General features: G+C 40.3%; 10 protein-coding genes. 7 read left to right on the plus strand and 3 right to left on the minus strand.

The annotated features are described in order from the left end of the window. Positions 1–5: 5 nt before the first annotated feature. Positions 6–3887 carry a hybrid sensor histidine kinase/response regulator transcription factor gene (locus ABTV71_RS02715; protein ID WP_433902199.1) on the minus strand — a complete coding sequence of 1294 codons (3882 nt, stop codon included), beginning with the start codon at positions 3885–3887 and terminating at the stop codon, positions 6–8. A 141-nt stretch (positions 3888–4028) separates the two neighbouring features. Between ABTV71_RS02715 and ABTV71_RS02720 the strand changes: the two genes are divergently transcribed. From ABTV71_RS02720 to ABTV71_RS02750, 7 genes are all read left to right on the plus strand, one after another. Beyond that, positions 4029–7148, plus strand: a complete 3120-nt coding sequence (locus ABTV71_RS02720) for a SusC/RagA family TonB-linked outer membrane protein (RefSeq protein WP_433902200.1) — start codon at positions 4029–4031, stop codon at positions 7146–7148. A gap of 13 nt (positions 7149–7161) precedes the next feature. Beyond that, entirely contained in the window at positions 7162–8850 is a 1689-nt protein-coding gene (locus ABTV71_RS02725) for a RagB/SusD family nutrient uptake outer membrane protein (RefSeq protein WP_433902201.1), read from the plus strand. A gap of 153 nt (positions 8851–9003) precedes the next feature. Continuing rightward, positions 9004–10272 (plus strand): DUF2264 domain-containing protein, encoded by a 1269-nt coding sequence (locus tag ABTV71_RS02730; RefSeq protein ID WP_433902202.1) that lies wholly within the window; start codon positions 9004–9006, stop codon positions 10270–10272. Between the two features lie 289 nt (positions 10273–10561). Continuing rightward, complete coding sequence (locus tag ABTV71_RS02735; protein ID WP_433902203.1) at positions 10562–11836, plus strand: glycoside hydrolase family 88 protein; 1275 nt, start codon at positions 10562–10564, stop codon at positions 11834–11836. Positions 11837–12189: 353 nt separating this feature from the next. Further along, entirely contained in the window at positions 12190–14151 is a 1962-nt protein-coding gene (locus ABTV71_RS02740; protein WP_121124463.1) for a tetratricopeptide repeat-containing sensor histidine kinase, read from the plus strand. Then, positions 14144–14770, plus strand: a complete 627-nt coding sequence (locus ABTV71_RS02745) for a response regulator (protein ID WP_121124464.1) — start codon at positions 14144–14146, stop codon at positions 14768–14770. Before ABTV71_RS02740 ends, ABTV71_RS02745 begins: the two co-directional genes overlap by 8 nt. Positions 14771–14880: 110 nt before the next feature. After that, the gene (locus ABTV71_RS02750) at positions 14881–15297 is read left to right on the plus strand and encodes a hypothetical protein (RefSeq protein WP_121124465.1); all 417 of its coding nucleotides are present in this window, start codon (positions 14881–14883) and stop codon (positions 15295–15297) included. A gap of 118 nt (positions 15298–15415) precedes the next feature. Here the strand turns inward: ABTV71_RS02750 and ABTV71_RS02755 are convergent, their stop codons facing one another. Continuing rightward, positions 15416–16225, minus strand: coding sequence for a hypothetical protein (locus ABTV71_RS02755; protein ID WP_147430389.1), 810 nt, complete (start codon positions 16223–16225; stop codon positions 15416–15418). Between the two features lie 150 nt (positions 16226–16375). Further along, entirely contained in the window at positions 16376–16993 is a 618-nt protein-coding gene (locus ABTV71_RS02760; protein WP_121124467.1) for a hypothetical protein, read from the minus strand. Positions 16994–17117 lie beyond the last annotated feature (124 nt).

Raw genomic sequence — 17117 nt, forward strand, 5'->3', positions numbered from 1 at the left:
TGGTTTTAGCCGTCTTGATCTGAGGCCGACGTTTCTTCAGACGGATTATGTCCGAAATGTTTCTTGAATTCTTTACTAAAGTATTTTCTGTCTGAAAATCCTACGGAATAAGCGACCTCACTGATATTCATTGAAGATTTCAATAACACTCTGGCTTTATTAAGTCGGTACATCTTGACATAATTGTTGATAGACAGATTGGATATTGCTCTGAGCTTGCGGTAGAGAATAGGCGCACTCATTCCCATGTTTCGGGATATAAAGTTAACGTCAAAATCTTCCGACTGGATATTTGCTTCAATCAGTTGATCCAATGTGGCAATAAATTGCGCATCCAGTTCATTGTCGAAATCTGTCTTTTTAACCTGAAATTCCCTGCTCTTTTTACGGCTGATTGCGATGAGATTCTGTACAGATAGAAACAATAGCCTATTGTCAAAAGGTTTGGTTAGATAGATGTTTGCTCCAAATTGTAGGGCCTGTGTCTGTGAGGCACTGTCTGTCACTGCGGTCAGCAAGATAACGGGAATATGGCTAGTTGTGATATTTGTCTTTATTGCCTGGCATAACTGAGCTCCGTTCATATAAGGCATCATTAGGTCAGACAGGATCAGGTCGGGGATATATTCTTGCGCTTTTGTTAATGCATCTTCGCCATTGACAGCCGTGATGACGGTATAGCTTTCCTGAAACAAATGGACAATGGTATCCAGTAGTTCTCTATTGTCTTCGACAATGAGAATGGTCTGTTGCAAAGATCTGTCCGGGGCAGCCGGAGTTGCTAAATTTGAATTATCTATTGCGGTCACCATAGGGTCTGTAGGAGAGGACACGCGGACTTTCGATAGCTTTGGCAAACGTAGGCTAAAAACCGTCCATTCTCCTTGTTCATCTTTCATTGTAAAGCAACGGATCTCTCCCTGATGTTGTAAGATAATCTGTTTGGTCAACGCTAATCCGATTCCGGTACCTATGCTGTCGTTTGCCTGTTCTTCCCGATAATATTCTTCAAAGATCTTGAATTGATTATCCGTTGCAATGCCAATGCCGTTATCAACGATGTTGATAATGACGCTGTCTTCACTCTCAAGGAGCTCAAGATAAACGGTGCCATTCTCGGGCGTATACTTAATGGCATTTGACAATAGATTGAACATAACCTTGTCAAATTGAACAGGGTCTATGGATTGTAACCCTACGGCATCTAATTTCCGGATATAATAATTGATATGTTTATTCTGCGCAAGATCGTTGAGGAGGTAAAATGTGTCTTCAATATATTCTTTGAAAGGGATATCATTTTGTTTCAGGATAAAGTGCTTGTCATCAAATTTTTTGAAATCAAGTAGCTCGTTAACAACCCCCAATAATTTAACAGCGTTCTTTTTAATCCGTTTGATCTTAGACTGGGTGGTCGATAAATTGGCGGTTTCGGTAATGATTTCATCCAGAGGTGCGGTGATCAAGGTCAGCGGCGTACGGATTTCATGCGAAATTTGTGTAAAGAATTTGATTTTCTTTTCCTGTTCCCGTTCGGAATTGATCAGCATCTGGCGTTCAACGACAAACTTAATGACAAAATGCACCCCGAGAGTAAATAGTCCGGCGTATAAGAGGTAGGCCCACCAGGTGCGCCAGATCGGAGGTTTTATAGTTATATGTATTTGTAGCGGAGTACTGCTCCAGATGCCGTCATTATTGCTGGCATATACGGTCAGTGTGTGCCGACCTTCGGGGATATTGGTGTATCTGATACTTGGGGTATTAGTTTCTATCCAGTCTTTGTCAAAACCTTCAAGTTTATAACGATATCTATTTTTCTGTGGTTTGATAAAATTGGAACTTGAAAAATTGACCGTGATAAAATTCTCGTCATAACGTAATTGCAACTGATAGCTGTTGGACCGATCACCTCGCTGGATGCGGCCATAGTTTAATGGGGTATCTTCAAGGAATATATTTCTAAAAAGCACATTCGGTTTCTTCTGATTAAAAGTGATTTTTCGGGTGTCGATGGAAACCAGGCCGTTCAGTGTAGTCACGAACAAGACGGCGGCGTCGCTGCTATAGACCTTTGCTCCTTGCATGTTCTTAACGGGGAGACCATCGTACTGATTAAGAACCGTATGATACTTGGTACTCGGATCAAAAAAAATCAGTCCATTTTTGCTGCTGATCCAGAAATGTTTGTCTATCATCACTGGCCAGCCAAGGGTGTTATTTGGGAAGCGTGCTATGAGGGTTAAACGATCTTTAAGATCGAAATGATATAAATCCCCCTTCGAAGTGAGCCAAATATTACCATTGGGTGCTACATAAAATCCATTTATGTAAAGTGAGTCAACTTGCTTTATGGGGTGGATAGTAGTACTAAAAGTCTTTCTCCGAAATAGCCTTCCTGATTGCAGGAAATAAATCTGTTGTTTATCATCTGCCTGTATCTCATCTATTGTATTTGCTGCGAGCGAGGAATCAAACTGTGGTGGTTTTTCCTGTTCCTTAATGTAAAGCCCCTTATTTGTACCTAAATATATTCGTTGTGCAGGATCCACGTAAATGCTGTAAATATTGTTTTTCAGGTTTAAGAGATCCTTTTCGAGGAGATAATTTTTGGTGTTACCCGATTTTAGGTCAATGATGGAGTAGCCACCACCATATTGTGCGGCATATAATTTTTCATCCCGTACATAAAGGTCTTTTATCAGGTTTGATCGGGTCAGCTTCGGTTGCGGACTAGTATTCCCCGTAATTTTATCAATTTTATTGATTCCTTCTTCTTCAGTGCCTATCCAAGCAGCATTTTTGGAAACGGCAAAACTACCCACGATATCGCTATTCAAACGTTGCTTTAATAAAGAACGTGTAGAATAGGATCGGATAGGGATCAAATCAGGATAAACTGCATTAATACCTCCAAAATATGTTCCTAGCCAGATCACTTTTTGATTATCGACAAAGATGTCATAAATTGAGTTTTGACTGAGAGAGTTTTTTATGGACGTATTATGTTTGTAATTTGTGAAAGCAGGAGACCCCGTGAAAACGGAAAGCCCTTTCAACGTTCCGATTAATAGCTCCCCATTTGCGTTTCTGATGATTTTACGGACGTTGTTACTCAGGAGGTTACTATTTTCTTCTCTTAGATTCCGCCAATTTCGACTGGAAAAATTGAACAGAAATAGACCATGTAATTTTGTCCCTACCCAGAGCATGTTGTCTTTAAAATGCATTGTACTAAATATTCGTTCCTTTAGAGGTAATACGGGAAACCCCAAGCTATGGATTTTAGATATTCGTTTGTTTTTGTATATAAATGATTCAAGACCGTGGGAACTAGCTATCGTGTACGAGTTTAGTCCTGTTTGAACTATAGTCTGTGTATGAGGTCGATCTAAAATTAATTTAAAATCATAGGAGCCTGAAGCCGGAATAGCTATATATAGACCTCTATTTGTACATAAAAAGATATGACCTGAGAGAATTTGTATATCCGAGACAATGAGTTTTTCTATAAAAGGCTTTCCTTTTCTCAATACAGCCTTTCGTTTGTCAATGTTGAAGATAAATACTTGTGTTGCGGTAGCTATAAAAAGATCATCTTTGTCATTTATACAAATCTTATTGATATAATCCAATTTGTTGAATATGCTATCCTGAACACGAAGGTTTAAAATAGTTTGTGAGTCGTAAACAAACAGATTATTCCCTCCGCCAAACCAAAGTTTTCCCTTTTTATCCTGCGCAATAGTCAAAACAGCCTGTTTATCTAATACATTGTCCTGTGTTAGTGTCTCAAAACTGAAATTCTGGCCCAAACAAGGCATAAAAGGACAAAATAGCCATGCTATGATGACCACGTTTTGGATCTGCTTTATGAGGAAATTCATAGATAAATAGCGGTTATAGTTCAAATTTAAGATTTTACCCCTTAATATTTATAAAAATCACCCTATTGAATAGTTGCACTTGCCCAATTTTGATGCTGTTAAGCAACCGATTTTTAAATTATAAAACCAATTTCCTAAAGTATGGCTAAGTTTTACGCAATTGGATTGTCCGCTATGACATTATTTGCTGTTGGTGTCGCTAATGCCCAACAGAAAGTAAATGTTACAGGACAAATCAAAGACAGTCAAGGAACACCATTATCAGGTGTTACAATTCGAGAGAAGGGAGAAACACGCTCAACCTCCACAAATGGATCGGGAACCTATTCCTTGTCCGTCAGTCCCAATGCAACACTAGTAATCTCCTATGTGGGATATCAAAACCAAGAAATTGCCCTCAACGGACGAAATGTCGTTAATGTAACTATGGATGGTACAAGTTCGGTTATTGATGAAGTTGTTGTTGTGGGGTATGGAACGCAGAAAAAGGCAAATTTGACGAGTTCAGTCTCTACCATAGATCAGAAAGTTTTGGACTCTCGTCCAATATCCAATGTCATGTCTGCAATGCAGGGAGCTGCGCCTGGATTAGTAGTGACTCGCTCAGGTGGACAACCCGGTGCCGAGGGCTTTTCGGTTAATATTCGTGGAGATCTATCTACGGGTTCATCTAACCCATTGGTACTTATTGACGGTGTTCCCGGTTCTTTGACCTATACCAATCCAGACGATATTGCAAGTATTTCTATTCTTAAAGATGCTTCGGCAACGGCCATATATGGATCTAGGGGAGCAGCGGGTGTCGTTCTTGTGACGACAAAATCTGGTCAGGGAAAATTGAAGGTAAACTATCAGGGGATGTGGACGGCGAAAAAGATGGGACTTTTTCCTGAGCGGATTAATAGCTGGGAGGAGGCTGAGATGCAGAACCTCGCTCGTATAAACGCTGGTCAATCTCCAGATTGGTCAGCAGAGTTAATTGCTCTGATGAAGGATCCTAATCAATATTATAGAATTAACCCAACGAACCCCACTGCCTATCAATATTTTGGCAATTATAATTATCCGGAGATTTTATTGAAAGATAAATCAACACGTTTAAATCAAAATCTATCTATTTCAGGAAGTACAGAAAAGGATAATTACTTGTTCTCATTGGGTTATATCACGGATAAAGGAATTTTTAGATTTGGACCAGATGACTATAAACGTTTGAATGGACGTTTTAATTATCATCGGGAACTTTCCAAGATGTTTAGCTTGGACTCTAAAATATTATACAGTAGATCGGAGAGGAACTCAAGTGTTTTAGGAGCCAGTAATGATTATGGTTTGATTTATAATATTGTTTCTTCAAGGAGTATTAGTCCTATATATCTTCCAGAAAGTGGTGATACAAAATATGCCGCCGGAAGTGCTGCTGGAGAAACTGTTGGGTTATTAAAGGATGGCGGACGTAACAATAATGTCATCCAAGAAATTGGCGGAAGTTTTGAGCTTGGGGCAAAAGATATTTTTACGGAGGGTTTAAAGCTACGCCTGTTGTATAGTCCAAGAATTGTGATGGAGAATGATAATAATACCAGAATCCCAGTTCCGATGTATAATGTAAATGGACGAACTGGATGGGCAGGGGGAATTAATCTTAATTCAATCATCAAGGGGCGTTCTCAAACATTAACGAACAATTGGCAAGCTGTAGGTGAGTATAATCGAACGTTTAATGAAAAGCACGAGGTGTTAGTACGTGGAGGATATCGTTATGATGATTATCGTTACGATTATATTGGTGCGTCAGCATCGAATCTCCCTACGGATGATGTATTGGCTTTAAGTCAATTTGGGGATAAAAATAATACTAGTGTTGGAGACAATATACAAACCAATACATTGATTTCTTTCTTTGGTACCGCACAATACGTTTTTGACCAGAAGTATATTATTCAGGGAACGTTAAATCGGGAAGGAAGCTCACGTTTATCACCAGCCAACCGCTGGATTACTTTACCTGGTGTCTCAGCAGGCTGGCGTATAAACAATGAATCGTGGTTTGGCAATGCTTCCAAAATTTTTAATGAATTAAAATTGCGAGCAGCTTGGGGTAAACAGGCAAATGATCCTAATAGCGATAATCCCCGGGCTAATAATTACGATTATATAAATGCGCTATCCAAGGGAGATGCATATCCATTTAATAATGTACGGAATACTTACTATTGGATTGGAAGTGCCGCTTCACCGCTAAGAACCTGGGAGAAAGTTACAAATACCGATGTTGGATTGGATTTCGCGATGTTCAATAGAAAACTTGATGGATCATTCTCTTATTTTTGGCGTGAAACCAAAGGAACATATGGGGTCATAACGCAGCCTGGTGTATTTGGTATTGGCAGCCCTAGTTCAAATATTGGCGATTTCAAATCTTGGGGCTGGGAGCTGAGCTTAAATTGGCGTGATAAAATTGGTGAGGATTTTAATTATACTATTGGAGCTAACTTATCAGATAATAACAACAAGGTTGTTAAATTTTTAAATAGAACCAGCTTAGGTGGCGGTCTCGTTTCTCTTTTAGAGGGATATTCTAAAAATTCAATTTTTGGATACCGTACGGATGGTTACTTCCAAAATGCTGATGAGATAAAAAATAATCAGGTAAATCATCAAAACCCGAATTTGGGGCCTGGAGATATTCGCTATGTTGATGTAAATGGTGATGGAATTATTTCCTCTGGTAAAGGTAATTTAGAGGATCCAGGTGATTTAGTATATCTCGGTACTCAAAATCCAAGATATTCTTTTGGATTGAACCTAGGTTTCAATTATAAAGGGTTTGATTTTAGTGCATTTATTCAAGGTGTTGGGAAAAGAAAGTTTTTACTGCCTTCCGTTTTGACTCTTCCTTATGTTGAAAGCTGGCGGCAGGCTTGGGCCATCCATAAAGATTACTGGACGCCAGAAAATCCAAATGCAATGTTTCCAAGGCCAGTCATGGGAGGTGGAAGTAATACAAGAATTTCGGATAAATGGGTAGTCAATGGAGCTTACGCACGTATGAAAAATATCCAACTGGGCTATACCTTACCAAAGGAATTGACGACAAGAGCGAAAATAGAACGTCTAAGGGTCTTTTTCTCCGGCGAAGATCTATTTGAATTTAAAAAATCATGGAACCCTTATTATGACCCTGAAACACCAAATGGACAGGCATTCGGATATCCATTTTTCCGTTCATTCACATTAGGGGTAAATGTTACGTTTTAAAACTAGGGAAATTATGAAAATCGAAATAAATAAATCAAAAACCATCATAAAGAGAGCTGCAAAATTGGGAATACTGATTGCATCGGCCAATATTCTATTTTCGTCATGTATGAAGGATTTAGATAATAAGATAGATGAGACTAGGGTGACAGATGCGTCTTTTTGGAAAACCGAACAGCACTTGTTGATGGGTGTAAATTATCTTTATACCTTCTTGCCAGGAATTGGCGAAAATAGCGCCGCAAATTGGACTGATGACTCTCGTTCTACAGGTAACAATTCAATCAGCGATGGATCTCGCTTGGTGCCTAATAGTAGCGGGGATTATACAAATAATTATCAGCTAATCCGCGCAGTAAATACTATCTTAGAAAAGGCAGAAAAGATGTCGCTAGATGCGGCTGTTATAACGAAATATAGCGCTGAAGCACGTTTTTTTAGAGCTTATGCTTATGGAGAATTGCTCAAGAGATTTGGGGGAATGCCGATCGTAACCCGGACATTAAATCTGAATGATGAATTGCTTCAAGCGCCAAGAGGAACACGTGACGAAGTTGTCAATCTGATTTATAGCGACCTGGATTACGCGATCCAAAATTTGCCTGAAGCAAGTGCGACAAAATCCACTGATTACGGGCGGATCAATAAGAGTGTTGCTCAGGCGCTTAAGGTTAGACTTGCGCTTTTTGAAGGGACTTTTGAAAAGTATCATCAGTTTGGAGATGCAAAAAAGCACCTGACATTAGCGAAAAATACGGCCAATGATATTATTTCAACAGGCTATTTTAAGCTTTTTACTTATGGAGCTGACCCGGCAAAGAGTTATTATTATCTTTTTCAAAAAGAAGGGAATGGTTATGCAAATAAGGAAGTCATATTACCCCGTTTATATGGTAAAGATATGACGGATAGAATATCAACGCACAATTATAGCCGGAATATAGAACAAGGTGCGATTACTCCCACGCGTTATTTAGTAGACGCTTATTTATATATCGATGGTCTACCTAGAGATGGGGCAAATAGATCTCCTTATTATAAACCTAGTGTAAGCACCTTAACGGAATTTGAAAATAGGGATCCTCGTTTGGCAATGACTGTTTTTAAAACCGGAGATACTTATATCAATGGCTCTAAATACCAGCCTATGTTTTCATTTACACAAACTGGCTATAAAACCTTCAAATATTTTAATGATACGGATTGGGTGAACCAAGCGAGTTTTAATGAACATAAAATTATTCGATATCCTGAGGTGTTGTTGTCATATGCAGAAGCAGTTTATGAACTAGATGGAAATATTTCAGATGCTGACCTGAATAAATCGTTGAATATCGTTCGAGAGCGTGCTGGAATGCCAAAATTGACAAATGCTTTTGCTTTAGATCATCAATTGAATGTATTAGAAGAAATTAGAAGAGAGCGTAGAGTCGAATTTGCAATGGAAGGTGAACACCGCTATTGGGACATTATCCGTTGGAAAATTGCAGAAAAGGTATTGCCATTACCTACGTTAGGCATTCAGTTTTTCAAAAGCGAATATGCGGAACAACCTGTTGTGAGTCTTACGCCTGAAGGATATGTAATCGCACAAACAGCAGCGACGAGAAAATTTGATCCCGCTCGTGATTATCTCTGGCCGCTTCCTATCTCAGAATTGTCCTTAAATCCGAATTTGGTACAGAATCCTAAATGGCAATAAGATTTGATTTGTAACAAATTTACGGATCAATCGCTCGCGCAATCGTTTGCCAGAGCGATTGATTCTTTTTAGCTTGTTTTTCTGTATTAAAATAAAGATTTTTAATGTTTTGTGTGTGCTTGTTGAGCACATATTACTTATAAACCATTATCGATGAAGAGAAGATCCGTATTAAAATTATTAGGCGGTGCTGGGATTGGTGCACTGACACCATTGTTGCCGATGGACGTGAAGGCAAATGTTTTACATAAAGAAAGTATAAGCTATACGGGAAATGATCGCGCTTATTGGGTATCAATACTAAGCAAGATGGCCACACCTATATTGGATAATATCAGTAAGCAACAATGGCGCAAAAATATGCCGATGGAGGTAAGTCCTACTTTTGATAGCAGAGATCCGGGGGTGGGTTACCTCGAGGCTTTTGGTCGATTGTTGGCAGGAATGGCGCCTTGGTTGGCATTACCCGATGACAGCTCAGAAGAGGGGAAACTCCGTAAAAAATTACGTGATCAAGCCTTATTGGGTATCAAATATGGTGTGGATCCAAAATCTCCGGATTACTTTACATGGCGGGGACCTTCATCGCAAACCCTGGTAGATGCAGCGCATTTGGCTTTAGCGTTTCTGAGAGCACCTAAAGCGCTATGGGAACCATTGGACCAGATAACCCAAAAAAGGGTTGTCGAAGAATTCAAACTATTGCGTAAGATCAAACCGAATGAAAGCAACTGGTTACTTTTTGCTGCAATGACCGAAACCTTCCTTTATAGTGTAGGCGAGGAATGCGCGCGTGAGAAAATAGACTATGCAGTCAATAAATTTGATCGGGAATGGTATGTTGGCGATGGCTGGTATAGTGATGGGGCACGCTTTAGCTTTGATCATTATAACGGCTATGTGATCCATTGTATGCAGGTCGAATCACTACGTCATAATATTTCTGCGGGTGGAAAATACAAGGAAATGTATGAACGTGCATATAAGCGAATGCAGCGTTATGCACATCATTTAGAACGGATGATATCGCCTGAAGGGCACTATGTGGTCGTTGGGCGGTCGTCTACTTATAAGAATGCGGCCTTTCAACCTCTGGCAGCAGTAGCTTTAGAGGATAAATTGCCAGAAGATATCTCAAAAGGTCAAGTAAGGGCGGCCCTTACGGCGGTACTCAGACACATCTATATTGACAAAACTTTTGCTCCTTCGGGATGGCTCCGTATGGGAGTGGTTGGAGACCAACAGTCAAATTTGGCTGACTATTATACTAACGCCGGATCAATGTATGTGGCATCGCTGTCGTTCCTGCCGTTAGGATTACCTGCTACGGATGAGTTCTGGACATGTGTTCCACAGAAATGGACATCGCAGAAATGCTGGAATGCGGAACAGTTTCCGAAAGATTATTACGTCAGTTATTAATTCCTTGTTCTTTTATTCATAATCTAAATAATAACAAAATAGAGGTAGTAGATAGGTCTCATACTATATAAGTAAAAATTCAAAACTCATAGCTTAACACTAAATAAAGATAAAAACAAAAATAAAGATACTTGTTAAGCCTTAGGCTCGTATTAAGTAAAAACTCAATACGCAAGTCTCAATACTAAATAGATAACAGATAGAAAATAAAAAAAATAGAGATACTAGGTAGGTCTTAGACGTGTTTAAGTAAATTCTTGATACTCATATCTCAATACTCAATACTAATATGAAGGTACAACACTATATTTCAGGAGCGTTAATGATCGGGCTTGGTCTACAGGCAATATCATGTTCTAGTCAGAAGAATTTAACAACAGCCAAATTGGGGCTTAACAAGGAATTTGTCCAAACCAATCTTGAAGACGCACATAAACAGATTACCTATCTGGCCGCGTCCATACAGGAGTCGGATATTCCCACCACGTATAAAGACGGGAAATATGTCAACTGGGGCTCTAGCTGGTGGTGCTCCGGATTTTATCCCGGTACTGTGCTCTATCTTTTTGAATATACAAAAGACGAGAAGTTGTTGAATGAGGCAAAGCGGAAACTAAATCATTTAGAAAAAGAGAAGAACAATAAAGGAACACATGATCTTGGGTTTATGCTATATTGCAGCTTTGGTAATGCATTGCGTTTGACAGGTGATTCTACAGCTTACAAAGAAGTGCTAAGCACTGGTGCGGCTTCATTGGCAACACGTTTTCACGAAGCTCCGAAAACCATCCGTTCATGGGATGGTGGTAAGAACTGGGACGGGCAACCGTGGACTTATCCCGTTATCATCGATAATATGATGAATCTGGAATTTTTGACTGAAGTGTCCAAAATAACAGGAGATAAAAGATTTCGGGATATAGCTATTCAGCATGCAAATACGACAATGGTCAACCATTATCGGAAAGACTACAGTTCTTACCATGTAGTAGATTATAATCCAGAAGATGGCAGTATCATATCCCGGAAGACTGCTCAGGGTGCATTTGATGAATCTGCCTGGGCAAGGGGACAGGCTTGGGGTCTATATGGTTACACCATGATGTACCGCGAAACCGGTGACAGTAAATATTTGGAACAAGCTCGGAATATCGCCAAGTTTTACCTTAATCATCCCAATCTTCCGAAGGACCTGATTCCGTATTGGGATATGGATCAAAATAAACTGACCAAAGAAAGTAAGTACTATCATCAGAAGGATCTACGTGATGTCTCTACCGCAGCGGTTACCGCTTCAGCTTTGCTGGAATTGGCACAGTATACAAAAGGTAGTGAAAGCCAATTGTACATTTCCAAAGCCGAGCAGATGTTAAAGTCACTTTCTTCTAAACCGTACAAAGCGGACTATAAAGAAGCTGGTGGTTATATATTGAAACACAGTGTCGGTTCTATTCCACATAAAACTGAGGTAGATGTACCATTGACTTATGCCGACTATTATTACGTAGAGGCGCTGATTAGATATAACCGAATGCTCAATGGCGAAAAAGTGATCAAACAGTAAGGATATTATCAATGTATAGCGGGCTAGGCAAGCTAGCTCCATTTTAAAAGAATGAATTCCAGTCATATGAACTATACATAACTTATCATTATCGTATTGTTGCCGCCAGAACCGCTGTGGGGCACTTGAAAGGGCTTTAAAGTAGTTGATCGGAGTTTATGTATCTGAACGATCCCGGTTCTATGTCTTGTTTTACTTCATTAATTGATCTGATGGATTTGGGCAATGATATTATCAAGCAGATAGAACAAGTACAGTTGTATTAAATGTCGTCGGAAAACAACAATATATTATCTTTTTTTTGCATTTTGTGTGATAGAAATAGACCAATCTGTCAATATCAAGCTGAATAGATGAAAAAACTTGTTTTTCTTACGATACTGCTGTGCAACATGCTTTTATCTGTTTTTGCATTACAGCAGAGCGGACCGTCTACCGGTTCCATTGACAGTCTGTGGAATGTATTCAATACCGTTAAGAATGATAGCCTGAGAGCGAGAGCAGCTCTTTTGATCGCGAATCAATCGATGTTCGAAAAAAAAGATTCAGTCACTGCTCTGCGCTATTTGGGTGAAGCACAAAAATTATGTGCAAAGCAGTCATACCTGAAGGCTTTATATACATACTATCGGGCTTCACATATTTTTATGACCGCGGGGGAGACCGATGAATGTCAGCAGCTTTACCGGCAGGCTGCGGTTATGCTGGAGAAATTTAATACCCAGGAAGCTTATGAATTTTGGGTGAAAGCCTGGTGGAATTATGCTATGATTATTGATCATAAAGATGATCGGAAAAGCATGGTGCAGATCCAGATTGATAAAATAATTCCCGCAGCAATCAAACAGAAGGATTATAATCAAGCTGCAAAATCCTACCAGGCTATTGGTTCCGCTCTTAAGGAGATCGGCGATACAGAAAGGGGAATTTATTATTTTAAAAAAGGACTTGAACTCTATGAGAAATACCCTCTTTCAAAAGAGAGACATGCTATATCATTATTAAATTTAGCACGTGAATATGTAGAATCTCGCGAACTTAACTTAGCGAAATCCTATCTTTTAAAATCGGAGCGAATTTTAGATACGCTAAAGGAGTCTTTGGCACATCTGAATTATGGTGAAACAGCCAGTATGTATTATTGCGCAAAGAACGATTTTCCGAAAGCGCTTCAGGTCGTCGAAAAAGCGCTGAAAATTGCGGAACAGCTAAATATGCCTTATGAGATAGGCATGATGCATTATCAGAAGTTTAATATCTTTTATAGTTTGGGAAAATATGAACTTGCATTGAAGGAGCTTAAGATTGTCATGCGGGATATGCCTTATGATATGACAAGTAATATGCAACAAATTGCTAAAGATTTGTCTAATACCTATGCCAAATTAAACGATTACCCAAATGCTTATAAATGGCTTGGGAAACATGTTGCCATTAAAGACAGCTTGGCACAAGTGGCTTATAAAAGTGAAATAGCTGGCCTGGAGACCAGATTTAGAACAGCTGAGAAGAACGAGAAAATCATGAGACTGGAGTTTGAACAGAGGGAGACTGTACTTCAACAGAAAAACCAGCGTTTATATAATTATATATTGGGTATATTTTCTTTGGTCTTGCTGTTGTTGCTCGTCTTGTCTGTCTATTTATATCGTCAGCACAGGAAGAGGGCACAACGCGACCTGGAACTGTTGGCACAGCAGCAAGAACTTCAAGTGACCAAAGCGCTCTTGGAGGGGGAGGAACTGGAACGTCATCGGGTTGCCCGTGATTTGCATGATGGACTTGGCGGGCATTTGACTGCCATGAGACTTCAGGTCTCTTCCGAAGACAATCTGCCGGTATTGGATGGGATAAAATCTCAGCTGGATCAGATGATCTCTGATGTCAGACTGATAGCACATAATATGATGCCTGAAAACTTATCACGCTCGGGGTTATCGGTAGCCCTAGAAGATCTCTGTACTTTGATGCAGCATGGCGCTGTTGTCATTGAGCTGCAGTGCAATGGCCTCTCCAGCACTATTGCGGAGAATATGCAGTTGAATATTTATCGTATCATTCAGGAGCTGATCAATAATGCCATTCGACATGGGGACGCAGATCAAATTATCGTGCAATGCCTACAAAATGAGCAAGGCTTTTTGATCGGTGTAGATGACAATGGCAAAGGATTTGACGTAGGGGAGGTTGTGGGAGCTAAACGGGGAATGGGACTTAAGAATGTACAAATGAGGGTAGAGTATTTAAATGGAAAAATGAATATCTCGTCACAGCCAGGGGCGGGAACAAGTGTCAATATTGAAATCAATGTCTGAGGAGCAAAAAACATTGGCTATCTTGGATGATCATCCAATTGCCATCGAAGGAATCAAATCATTTTTAAAAGAAAATCTGTCATACGGCCGGGTGCTTGGATTTTCACTGGGTCGGGCGCTGACCGATTTTTTGAAGCAGGATCAGATAGATCTGCTCTTATTGGATATTGCCCTGCCCGATACGAACGGTATCGATCTATGTGGCGAACTCAAAAGGAATTATCCCGAGCTTATCATCGTTGGCTTTAGTAATCATATGGCGCGCAATAGCATTCTGCAGATGCTTGCCAATGGTGCTGCAGGATATATTCTAAAAAGTGCCGATGCAGAGGAAATTATAGCCTGTATTCAGAAAGTTTCTCAAGGCAGTATGGGCTTATGTGGGGCAACGCAACGGCTCATAGCCGCCGCACCATCCCGACAACTACCTTCACTGACGATGCGCGAGAAACAGGTGTTGCAGTTACTGGCAGAGGGAAAAACAAGTGCGCAAATTGCCGAAAAACTATTCCTGAGCCCATTGACAGTAGATACTTATCGAAAAAATCTGATTCAAAAATTTACCGTAAAAAATACTGCTGAGCTGCTGACAATACTCTTTAAGGAAAATTTACTCTAACCCCTTGCTTGTGGTGACTACCCTAAAATTGGGAGGGTAAATTACCCTATTTCGTGGTATTGTTCGCCCCCCTGTGTATATCTACTTTTGTTTATATAGATATGCAAAAGATGAAAACAATTAACAAAAACCTAATGATCCTTTGCCTAGCGGCAATGGTGTCAATGATCTTTGTCAGATGTAGCAAAGATAAGAATGAACCTATCGTTTCGGGAAAAATAGATGCCATTGTAGGCTCTTTTAAAGGAAAGATGGTCATCGGCGGTGATGCTGAATATTTTAACGCGATTGTCAATGTTACCAAGGTGGATGATGGCAAAGTGAAGGCCACAGTGAAAACAGGTGAGGCCTATAGTAGAGCTACTGCTAAAACATTTCCTGTACAAAACGTATCCAATATCCATATTTCCGGTCAGGGACCCATGGGGTCAATTACCTATAAACTTGATGATAAGAATATTCAGATAAGCACAGAGTCTGAAGCTAGCAGCGATGTAGAATTTTATTTTGAGGGAACAAAGCAATAATCACTTTCGTTAGGAATTCAAGAAAAAAAAATCACGGTCCAACTAATTGGAATGTGATTTTTTTTGTTTTATCCAGTGCTGGAGTGAATCTTTGGAAATATAACTCTCTGTATGAAGCCTATTTCAGGTTTTTATGCAGTTCATCCAGTCCCTTGTTGACAATCTCGGTCCTTCTGTAACATTCTTCCGATCTGGCCTGAAGCGCGTTGAAGGAGGCAAATAGAACCTGTCCGTAGTCGTTGTACCTATCCTGCAGTTCGATGACTTGGGACAAAGCCTCTTTAAATTCCTCCTGGTCACGGTCTAGTGAGACAATATCGACCTGAGCCTCCAGATAATGGTGATAGATCTGATTGACATCCTCCCAGAGCTGTTCGTCTATCCAGCTTTCTTTTTCATAGATCATCTCAAAATGAGCATTAAACCATCGGTATGCTTCGGAAACCTCATCGTGGAGATCCTGTATCTGTTGGTTGTGGTAGATTACCCCCTTAAAGAACTCCCCGATATTGATGTTGATTTTTGTGCCGTCATCATGTTCATCGAAAGGGAGGACCGAAGGCGCTTTGATCTTAAGCATGACTTCCAGTATATCTAGGTCCTGTTCAATGGGCAGCAATAGATATTCAAGTTCGGCTACTTCATAATCAATCTCTTCCAGTATCCGATATTGCTCTTTGAGTGATTGAAGCATATCCCAGGTGAGGTCGTGCATGAGGTAGTGGGCATCGAGGCCCTTTTTTTCAAAATCCGACCGGGGCTTATCAAGGTGAAAGCGGAGGACGATTGGCCTTAGCTGGTGTTCTCTGACGATTTCTTTCATAATTGTAGTGGTATGGATATCTGGAATTACCGCCATTTTAACTGTTTTGACCGGTCTTTTTAGTCCTTCCCGCATCAAGATAGAAAATGGCGGTGTTTTTTCCAAATCTGTTCTTTCTGTTAACGTAGTCTATACGCTGGTATCTGTTGATTTATACCTCCGCTGGCGGAAGTTTATATTTATCCAGGAAAATGCGGCTTCCTCGAGTCCTTAACGTGTCAGGCCAGAGGAAGCCGGCGATGTGGGCCCTAGCGACTACAGTACAAAGCTGCTGGTCACATCGCTGTAGTTTGGTGTCGGATCAATGCCGATATAGGTGACCCTAAATTCATATTCCCTGAATGTTTCCAGGCCTTCAATGATACAGGTACTTTTTGAGCTGAGCTGGGATGTCCATTCCAGTTCGCTTCCTTTGTGTCTGTACTGGTATTGGTACATTCTCGCTCCGGGCCAGGCATCTGTTTTTAGCGTAATCCGTCCACTGCCTACATGGCTTGGTTCGGCAACGGGGCGCTGTGCCTTTCGCACTAGGCCGGCATAAGAGGAGCTTGTTTTTTTGATATTGAAACCGGCCGCCAGTACGATCGTGTCGTCGTTGCCTGCGATGGTATCCACATATTTGCCGAGCTCTTTAAGTACGTAGACCAGTTCCTCTCTTTTTTGTTTACGGACCATAATTGCCCTGGTGTCTCTGTAAGCCGCCTCAGTTGCGGAGTTGCGGAATGCGGCGAGTGCGGATTCCAATACTGTCAATGAGGGTACCGGCGTTGGGAACAAGATAGCTTCCTGGGCCATCTTCGTGGCGATCTGCTCCGCAAACTGCATTAATTGTACATCGGTCTGGTCTTTTTCGTTAATTGTTAATTGACTCATAATTTTTAAATGTTAAAAGTTTAAAATAAATTATTGTGCTAGCAACGATACAAACATACGACAGTGGAGAGGACGTGGAGGGGGTAAAATTGTCCCAAAATGCAAAAAGCAGAAAATTCTTTTT

The sequence above is a fragment of the Sphingobacterium puteale genome, from assembly GCF_050986225.1.
Classification (GTDB): domain Bacteria; phylum Bacteroidota; class Bacteroidia; order Sphingobacteriales; family Sphingobacteriaceae; genus Sphingobacterium; species Sphingobacterium puteale.